Origin of the sequence: Bacillus sp. SIMBA_008 (assembly GCF_046535495.1) — a bacterium.
Lineage (GTDB): Bacteria > Bacillota > Bacilli > Bacillales > Bacillaceae > Bacillus > Bacillus subtilis.
The window spans coordinates 1-244 of sequence record NZ_JAWRWL010001068.1; the positions used below are offsets into that span (position 1 = coordinate 1).

Annotated in this window: 1 other RNA gene; it reads left to right on the forward strand. The window is 42.2% G+C overall.

Features of this window, described 5'->3' with window-relative positions:
• Positions 1–127: 127 nt before the first annotated feature.
• Positions 128–244: a transfer-messenger RNA gene (ssrA, locus tag SB658_RS28385) on the forward strand; the annotation flags it as partial.

Here is a 244-nt window from a genome sequence, read left to right on the forward strand (position 1 = left end):
GTTATGCAGTAAACAATCATCGCTTTTCTTACAGAAAACACCAGTTGTTTCAAGCGATGAGATTGTTATAATAGTTATAAACGGAAGCAGTTAAGCTGAACTTCCATCCCGTATATCCCTTTTACAAGGGGACGTTACGGATTCGACAGGGGCGGTTCGAGCTTGAGCTGCGAGCCGAGAGGCGATCTCGTTAACACGCACTAAATGTAACTGGCAAAACTAAAAGTTTTAACCAAAACTTAGC